Here is a 7,578-nt window from a genome sequence, read left to right as displayed (position 1 = left end):
TTGGTCGGCAGCTCCACGCCGTTCTCGACCATCATCTGCACGCCGGTGAGCAGGAAGGCGATCGCGGCCTCGACGCGCTCCGCCGCCTGCTCGGGGTCGGGGGCCGTCGCGACGGACTCGCCGGCCGACGACATCGCGCCGAAGAAGATCCGCGCGTAGGTCTGCAGCATCGGCTCGTCGAGCTCCCACTTCCCGGAGTCGAGGACCGAGCGCACGATGTCGAGCACGTTGGCGAAGGTCGAGCGCTCCTCCTGCTCGCGGAAGCGCTCGTAGCCGAGCACCGCCGGACCCTCCTGGATCACGATCCGCCGGTAGGCCGGCTGCTGGACGACCGCGAGGAAGGCCCGGAGCCCCGACAGGGCCTTGACCCACGGGTCCTTCTGGCCCTTGAGCGCCTTCTGGATCTGCCGCGACGCGTCGTCCTCGACCCGCTCGAAGACGGCCTCGAACAGCGCCTGCTTGCCGGAGAAGTGGTGGTAGAGCGCGCCCTTGGTCACCCGGGCGCCGGCCACGATGGCGTCGAGCGACGCCGCGGCGTAGCCGGCCTCGGTGAAGCGGGCCTCGGCGACGTCGATCAGCGCGCGCTTGGTGGAGGCGGAGTACGCCGCCCTGCGCGACGCCCCCACGCTCGGAACCTTGGGGACGAGTTTCGACACTGAAGCCTTCGCCACGCCGGCCAGCATATGTCGTGCGTCACGTCGGTGTGACGGGTGCCCGTGGCGCCCGTCACGCGGCCCGCGGAAACGTCCCGAGTTCCCGCCGAACCCGTGTTGGGGATCACGCACGAAGGTGTTTGGCGTACCCGAATTCGGACGCATACTGTCAGTACGTACTAACGGTATGTCGGCGCCGGATTCCATCGGGGGGATTGGCCGCCGTTCCCCCACCACAAGGAGCTGACCATGACCTGGACGGCCTTTCACAACCGGGGCGAGACCCTTCGCACCGTGATCGCCGTCGCGGCGCAACGTCGGGATGGAATCCTCCCGATGGACGTGCCCGGCGTTTCCGAGAGGTTCCGCGACGAGCTGGACCTCCTCGGTGCCCTGCAGCTGAAGTGGCACACCCGCCTCGCGGGCCACATCGAGAGCGAGCTCGCGGTCCAGCCGATGGACCTCCGGTCCGCGGTCGCGACCGGATGGGCGCTGACCGTCGAGGAGCTTCCCGGCGTTCGCATGATCATCGACCACTACCGCGCCGAGCCGGTGAACGACGAGATGGCCCAGGCCGTCGCCCGGGCCACCGCCAAGGAGCACTACTTCCTCGCCGTCATGGCCGGCCGCGCCGCGCTCGGCCGCGACAACGGCCAGGCGGTCGGCGCCGAGATCGAGGCCGAGGCCCGGAACATCCGGGTCGTCGCCAGCGCGCTCGACGCCCGCGCCGAGGCGACGCCGAAGCTCCCTTTCATGGAGCGACTCCGCGCCGTCGTCGCGGCCTGACACCGACCCGGCTCCGGCCGGGCCTCCCGCGACAGCCCTGGGTGCGACACACCCCTCCCTCCCGTGTCGCCCCGGGGCTGTTGTCCGTTCCCGATTGATTCGTCGGGAATGATGGAGCCGTGAACAACGCGGTCGGTGGCCTCGAGGCCGGGATGCTGCTCCTGGCGAGCCCCGACCTGCTCGACCCCAACTTCGTCGACACCGTGGTGCTCCTCCTCGACGTCAACGCCGACGGCGCGCTCGGCGTGGTGCTCAACCGGCCCAGCGCGCTCCCCGTCTCGGAGGTGCTCGCCGACTGGGGCGACGTGGTCGAGGAGCCGGAGGTGCTCTTCCAGGGCGGACCGGTGTCCACCGACGGCGCCCTCGCGGTCGCCCTGGCGAGCGTCGACGGGGAGGGCTCGGTCGGCTTCCGGTCGGTCGCCGACCGGCTCGGCCTGCTGGACCTCGACACGCCGACCGAGCTCGTCGTCGGCACCGTCGAACGGCTGCGGATCTTCGCCGGGTACGCCGGCTGGGGCGCCGGTCAGCTCCAGGCCGAGATCGAGGAAGGCAGCTGGTACGTCGTACCCGGTCTTCCCGACGACGTGTTCCGGCTCGACACCCGCGACCTCTGGCGCGACGTGATGCGCCGCCAGCCCGGCGACCTGGCGTTCCACGCGACCCGTCCGGCGGATCCTGAGCTGAACTAGCGGCGCCTTGGTTTCGAGGCTCGGCCGCGGGCGGCCTCGCACCTCAACCAGCGGCAAAGGCGAAGCGAGCCTGTCGCCTCGACCGGCGGCAGGGGCGAAGCGAGCCTGTCGCCTCAACCAGCGGCAGGGGCGAAGCGAGCCTGTCGCCTCGACCGGCGGCAGGGGCGGAGCGAGCGTGCTGCCGCTGGTTGAGGTGCGAGCGAAGCGAGCGTGTGGCCGCTGGTTGAGGTGCGAGCGAAGCGAGCCTCGAAACCAAGGCCCCGGTCCTCATCTAGACTGCGTGCCGTGACCCAGATCGGATTCTCGACAGAAACGGACGTCCTCGAGGACCGCCGTACCGTCCCGACCGATGAGGGTGACCACGAGCGGTTCTCCCACTACGTCGAGAAGGACAAGCTCACCGAGGCGATGGTCATGGGCACGCCGGTGCGCGCGCTCTGCGGGAAGATCTGGGTGCCGAGCCGGGCGCCCGAGAAGTTCCCGGTGTGCCCGGACTGCAAGGAGATCTGGGAGGGCCTCTCCGACGGCCCGTCCGACCCGGGCTCCGGCGAGTGACGGGCGGCCACGACGCCGCCGCCCCGCTCACGTCCCTCGGTCCGGCCTGGCCGGAGCGAGCTGCCTGGGGAACGGCGCCCTCGCTCCGCGCGTGGCAGGCGACGGCGATGCGCGACTACCTCGAGCGGTCGCCTCGTGACTTCCTGGCGGTCGCGACGCCCGGGGCCGGCAAGACCACGTTCGCGTTGTCCGTCGCCGCCGAGCTCCTCGGCCGGCGCCAGGTCGACCGGCTGATCATCGTCGCGCCCACCGAGCACCTGAAGCTGCAGTGGGCCGAGGCTGCGGCCAAGGCCGGGATCCCCATCGACCCGACCTACTCCGCCGGCAAGGGCAAGATCAGCAGCGACTACGTCGGCGTCGCCGTCACCTATGCTGGCGTCGGCGTCAACCCGCTGGCGCTGCGGATCCGCACGGAGCGGTTCAAGACGCTGGTGATCCTCGACGAGATCCACCACGCCGGCGACGCGCTGAGCTGGGGCGAAGGGGTGCGCGAGGCGTTCGAGCCGGCCGCGCGGCGGCTGGCTCTGACCGGCACGCCGTTCCGCTCCGACGTCAACCCGATCCCGTTCGTCACCTACGCGCCCGGACCGGACGGGATCCCGCGGTCGGTCGCCGACTACACCTACGGGTACGCCGAGGCCCTCGCCGACCACGTCGTGCGACCGGTGCTCTTCCTCGCCTACTCCGGCGAGATGCAGTGGCGCACCCGGGCCGGCGACGAGGTCGCGGCCAGCCTGGGGGAGCCGCTCACCAAGGACCTGACGGCCCAGGCCCTGCGCACCGCCCTCGACCCCGAGGGCTCGTGGATGCCGGCCGTGCTGCAGGCCGCCGACAAGCGGCTCTCCGAGGTACGCCGCCACGTGCCCGACGCCGGAGGCATGGTGATCGCGGCCGACCAGGACTCGGCGCGGGCCTACGCGAAGCTGGTGAAGGCGATCACGGGGGAGCCGGCCACGGTCGTGCTCTCGGACGAGAAGGCGGCATCGAAGCGGATCGCGGAGTTCAGCAGCGGCGACAGTCGCTGGCTGGTCGCCGTACGCATGGTGTCGGAGGGTGTCGACGTGCCGCGGCTCGCGGTCGGTGTCTACGCGACGACCACCTCGACGCCGCTGTTCTTCGCCCAGGCGGTCGGCCGATTCGTCCGGGCCCGGGCGCGGGGCGAGATCGCGTCGGTCTTCCTGCCGTCGGTGCCCCGGCTGCTGGGGTTCGCCTCCGAACTCGAGGTCCAGCGTGACCACGTGCTGGGCCGCAAGGTGTCCGACGACGGCGACATCTTCGCCGCCGAGGACGACCTCCTCGCTCGCGCGCAGGCGGGAGAACCCAACGACGCAGCGTCGGCGGACCTCCTGTCCGTGCCGTTCGAGGCGCTGGGCTCGCAGGCCCGCTTCGACCACGCCCTGTACGACGGGGCGTCGTTCGGCCACGAGGGCGAGGTGCAGGTCGGGTCGGACGAGGAGATGGACTTCCTCGGCATCCCGGGGCTGCTCGACCCGAGCCAGATGAAGGACCTCCTGCGCCAGCGCCAGACCGACCGGGCGAAGACCCGCCGCGCGGCGGCTCCCGCGCCCGACAGCGTCGAGCAGGTCACGACCCACGAGCAGCTCGCGGTGATGCGCCGCGAGCTCAACGGACTGGTGTCCGCGTGGAACCACCGCACCGGTCAGCCCCACGCCATCACCCACGCCGCGCTGCGCAAGGAGTGCGGCGGGCCGGCGGCGGCGATCGCCAACGCCGAGCAGCTGCAGACCCGGATCGACCGGATCCGGGAGTGGGCGATGCGCAAGACGTCGTAGCGGGACGCCGAGCCGCTCGACGCGTGACGCGGCGCGCCGACCCGCGTTGGAACAGCAGACCTCGGGCTCGTTGAAGACGTTGGGGGACGGATGGCCGGCCGGTTGCGTGCTCTCGTGTGCACAGCCGCGGCCGTCCTCACCGTCCCGCTGCTGGCGGCGCCCCCGGCACCCGCACTGGAGCCGACAACGGTACGGCCGACGGTGCCTGCGACAGGGTCGCCCGCGACCGCGAGCTCGACCACCGCGGCGCCGTCCCCGATGCTCCAGCGGATCCGCCGGATGGGCATCGTCGCCAAGGCCACCGAGGTGCCCGGCTCTCCCCGCGGCACCCGGTTCTTCCGGATCACCGTGTCGGTGCCGGTCGACCACGCGCGGCCGGACGGACCCACCTTCGGCCTGCGCGTCAACCTGCTGCACCGCGGGTCCGACCGGCCGACGGTGGTCGAGACGGCGGGCTACCAGCTGTGGAACGACCCCTACCGCTCCGAGGTCACCCGGATCGTCGACGGCAACCAGATCGACATCGAGCACCGCTTCTTCGCTCCGTCGCTGCCCGCGAACCCGGACTGGGCGACCCAGCTGACCATCCGGCAGGTCGCCGCCGACCACCACCGGGTGATCTCCGTGTTCCGCAAGCTCTACGACGGTCGGTGGCTGAGCACCGGTGACTCCAAGGGAGGGATGGCGGCGACGTACCACCGCCGCTGGTATCCGTCCGACGTCACCGGCACCATCGCGTACGTCGCGCCGAACGACGCGGTCGACAGCGACGACGCCTACCCGGCGTTCCTCGCCCGGGTCGGAGGACCGCGCCTCGACGACTGCCGCGACCGGCTGGTCGCCCTGCAGCGCCGGATGCTGCAGCGGCGCGGGTGGTTCCGGGGCCGGCTCGAGGCCTTCTCTGCCGCCAACGGCCTGACCTGGAGGTACGTCGGCAGTCTCGACCGCGGTCTCGAGGCGTCGGTGATCGACTTCTACTTCGCGTTCTGGCAGTACTGGGGCGCCGAGGCCTGCGCGAGCGTGCCCGCCGCCCGGAGACTGAGCAACAGCGAGGTGTGGCGGTACGCCGGCCTGGTCAACCCGTGGCGGAACCTGTCGGACCAGCGACGGTTCTACTCCGCGCCGTACCACTACCAGGCGGCCGCGCAGATCGGCGGACCGAAGCCCTACGAGGGGCGGCTGCGCGACCTGCTGGAGTACCCCGGCGCGAACACGCCCGCGAACGTCCTCCCGCCGGCCCTCCGGCCGGTGTCGCACGACCCGACCGCGATGGCCGACATCGACGCGTGGGTGCGCACGTCCGGCCGGCGGATGCTCTTCGTCAACGGTCAGTTCGACCCGTGGGCGGCCGAGCCGTTCCGGTGCGGAGCCGACGGGCGGGACCGGTCCTGCCGGAGCGTCACGGTGCCGCGGGGGAGCCACGGTGCGCTGATCCAGGACCTGCCGCGTCGCGTGCGGCTCGGCGTCGTGCGCGAGGTNGGCAGTGGGCGGGACTGACCGGTCGCCGGCACGCCCGGGCCCGGTCGTCGTACGCCGGAGCGGCGTGGATCCCCGAGCTCGACGGCCGCTACCTCCGGTACGTGCGCAGCGGCCGCCGCCACTGACGGTGCCGCCTGACGGTGGGGCACACTGGCGCCGTGTCCTCCTCTCTCGGGTCGCCCGCCCGACTGCTGCTGACCGTCGTCCTCCTGCTCACCGCGGTCGCGCCGGTGCCGGCGACCTCGGCGGCCACGCCCGTGGCGCAGCAACGGGCCTCCGGGTTGCAGGAGCGTCTCGAGCGGATCGGCATCGTCGACTCGGTCACCGAGGTCCCGCGGCTGGCGCCGAGCGGCGCCCGGTTCTTCCGGATCTGGTTCAGGCTGCCGGTCGACCACGACCGCCCGGACGGCCGCCGGTTCCGGCTGCGGGCGACGCTCGTGCACCGTGGTGCCGACCGCCCGACGGTGCTGGCCACCTCCGGCTACCACCTCAACACCTGGCGCTTCCCGTACGACAGCGAGGTCACCCGGATCGTCGGCGGCAACCAGGTCACCGTCGAGCACCGGTTCTTCACGCCCTCCCGCCCCCGCCACCCGAATTGGGCCACCCAGCTCACGATCCGCCAGTCCGCCGCCGACCAGCACCGGATCGTCGGCGCCCTCAAGCGGATCTACGAGCGTCGGTGGCTCTCGACCGGCATCTCCAAGGGCGGCATGACGATGACCTACCACCGCCGCTTCTATCCCGACGACGTCGCGGCGACCATCGCCTACGTCGCACCCAACGACGCGGTCGACACCGCCGATGTCTACGACGACTTCCAGGCCGAGGTCGGGGGAGCGGCGTACGCCGACTGCCGCGCCGACCTGGTGGCCGTGCAGCGCCGGGTGCTGGACAACCGGCGCTGGTTCCGGGACCGGCTCGCCGAGCGCGCCCGGGATCGGGACCTCCGCTTCGGGCTGATCGGCTCGCTCGACCACGCGCTGGAGGTGGCCGTGATCGAGCTGTACTTCGCGTTCTGGCAGTACCAGCACGCGGCCGACGCCTGCCCCCGGGTGCCCGGCCCGGGAGCGACCCGGACGAAGGTCTGGCGCTGGGTCGACACCGTGGCCGGCTGGGACTGGCTGAGCAACGAGCGCATCCGTCCGTACGTCCCGTACTACTTCCAGGCCGCGACAGAGCTGGGCTCGCCGGCGCCGTACGAGGAGCCGGTCGCCGACCTCCTCCGTCACCCGGGGCACGACGTGCCCGCCTCCTTCGTGCCCGACGGGCTCGAGCCGCTGGACCTCGACCCCGCGGCGATGGCCGGTGTCGACGCGTGGGTGCGCTCGTCGGCGGCCCGCATGCTCTTCGTGTACGGCGAGCTCGACCCGTGGAGCGCCGAGCCGTTCGCGTGCGGGCCTGATGGCAAGGAGCGGCAGTGCCTGGTCCGCTGGGTGCCGGAGGGCAACCACGGCGCGAACGTCGGTCTGCTCCCGGGCGGCGCCCGCCGGGCGGCGATCACGCGGATCCGGCGGTGGGCGGGCGTCAGCACTCGGGAGGCGGCGGTCGCCGCGGCCGAGCGGCGCGCGCTGCGGACCGAGCCCGAGCGCGAGCGCCGGACCGCTGTCCCTGCCGGCTGAC

General features: G+C 72.4%; 7 protein-coding genes. 6 read left to right on the top strand and 1 reads right to left on the bottom strand.

Annotated features, from left to right (window positions below; all coding sequences use genetic code 11):
• On the bottom strand, positions 1-626 hold a 626-nt coding region (locus tag H0488_RS20415; RefSeq protein WP_312856457.1), incomplete at its 3' end, for a TetR/AcrR family transcriptional regulator.
• Positions 627-902: 276 nt separating this feature from the next.
• On the opposite strand from H0488_RS20415, the gene H0488_RS20410 reads away from it, so the two are divergent.
• The 6 genes from H0488_RS20410 to H0488_RS20385 all read left to right on the top strand — a co-directional run bounded on the left by H0488_RS20410 (position 903) and on the right by H0488_RS20385 (position 7,577).
• Positions 903-1,439 carry a hypothetical protein gene (locus H0488_RS20410; protein WP_183101064.1) on the top strand — a complete coding sequence of 179 codons (537 nt, stop codon included), beginning with the start codon at positions 903-905 and terminating at the stop codon, positions 1,437-1,439.
• A 119-nt stretch (positions 1,440-1,558) separates the two neighbouring features.
• The gene (locus tag H0488_RS20405; RefSeq protein WP_312856456.1) at positions 1,559-2,128 is read left to right on the top strand and encodes a YqgE/AlgH family protein; all 570 of its coding nucleotides are present in this window, start codon (positions 1,559-1,561) and stop codon (positions 2,126-2,128) included.
• 294 nt (positions 2,129-2,422) lie between these two features.
• Positions 2,423-2,683 (top strand): DUF3039 domain-containing protein, encoded by a 261-nt coding sequence (locus tag H0488_RS20400; protein ID WP_183101066.1) that lies wholly within the window; start codon positions 2,423-2,425, stop codon positions 2,681-2,683.
• Positions 2,680-4,476, top strand: a complete 1,797-nt coding sequence (locus tag H0488_RS20395) for a DEAD/DEAH box helicase (protein ID WP_183101063.1) — start codon at positions 2,680-2,682, stop codon at positions 4,474-4,476. The genes H0488_RS20400 and H0488_RS20395 overlap by 4 nt, the downstream gene beginning before the upstream one ends.
• A 90-nt stretch (positions 4,477-4,566) precedes the next feature.
• Positions 4,567-5,973, top strand: coding sequence for a S28 family serine protease (locus tag H0488_RS20390; RefSeq protein WP_446685631.1), 1,407 nt, complete (start codon positions 4,567-4,569; stop codon positions 5,971-5,973).
• A gap of 140 nt (positions 5,974-6,113) precedes the next feature.
• The gene (locus tag H0488_RS20385) at positions 6,114-7,577 is read left to right on the top strand and encodes a S28 family serine protease (protein WP_183101061.1); all 1,464 of its coding nucleotides are present in this window, start codon (positions 6,114-6,116) and stop codon (positions 7,575-7,577) included.
• Position 7,578: the final 1 nt, after the last annotated feature.

It is taken from the genome of Nocardioides pelophilus (assembly GCF_014180685.1).
Lineage (GTDB): Bacteria > Actinomycetota > Actinomycetes > Propionibacteriales > Nocardioidaceae > Nocardioides > Nocardioides pelophilus.
This window is presented reverse-complemented; position numbering and strand designations above follow the sequence as displayed.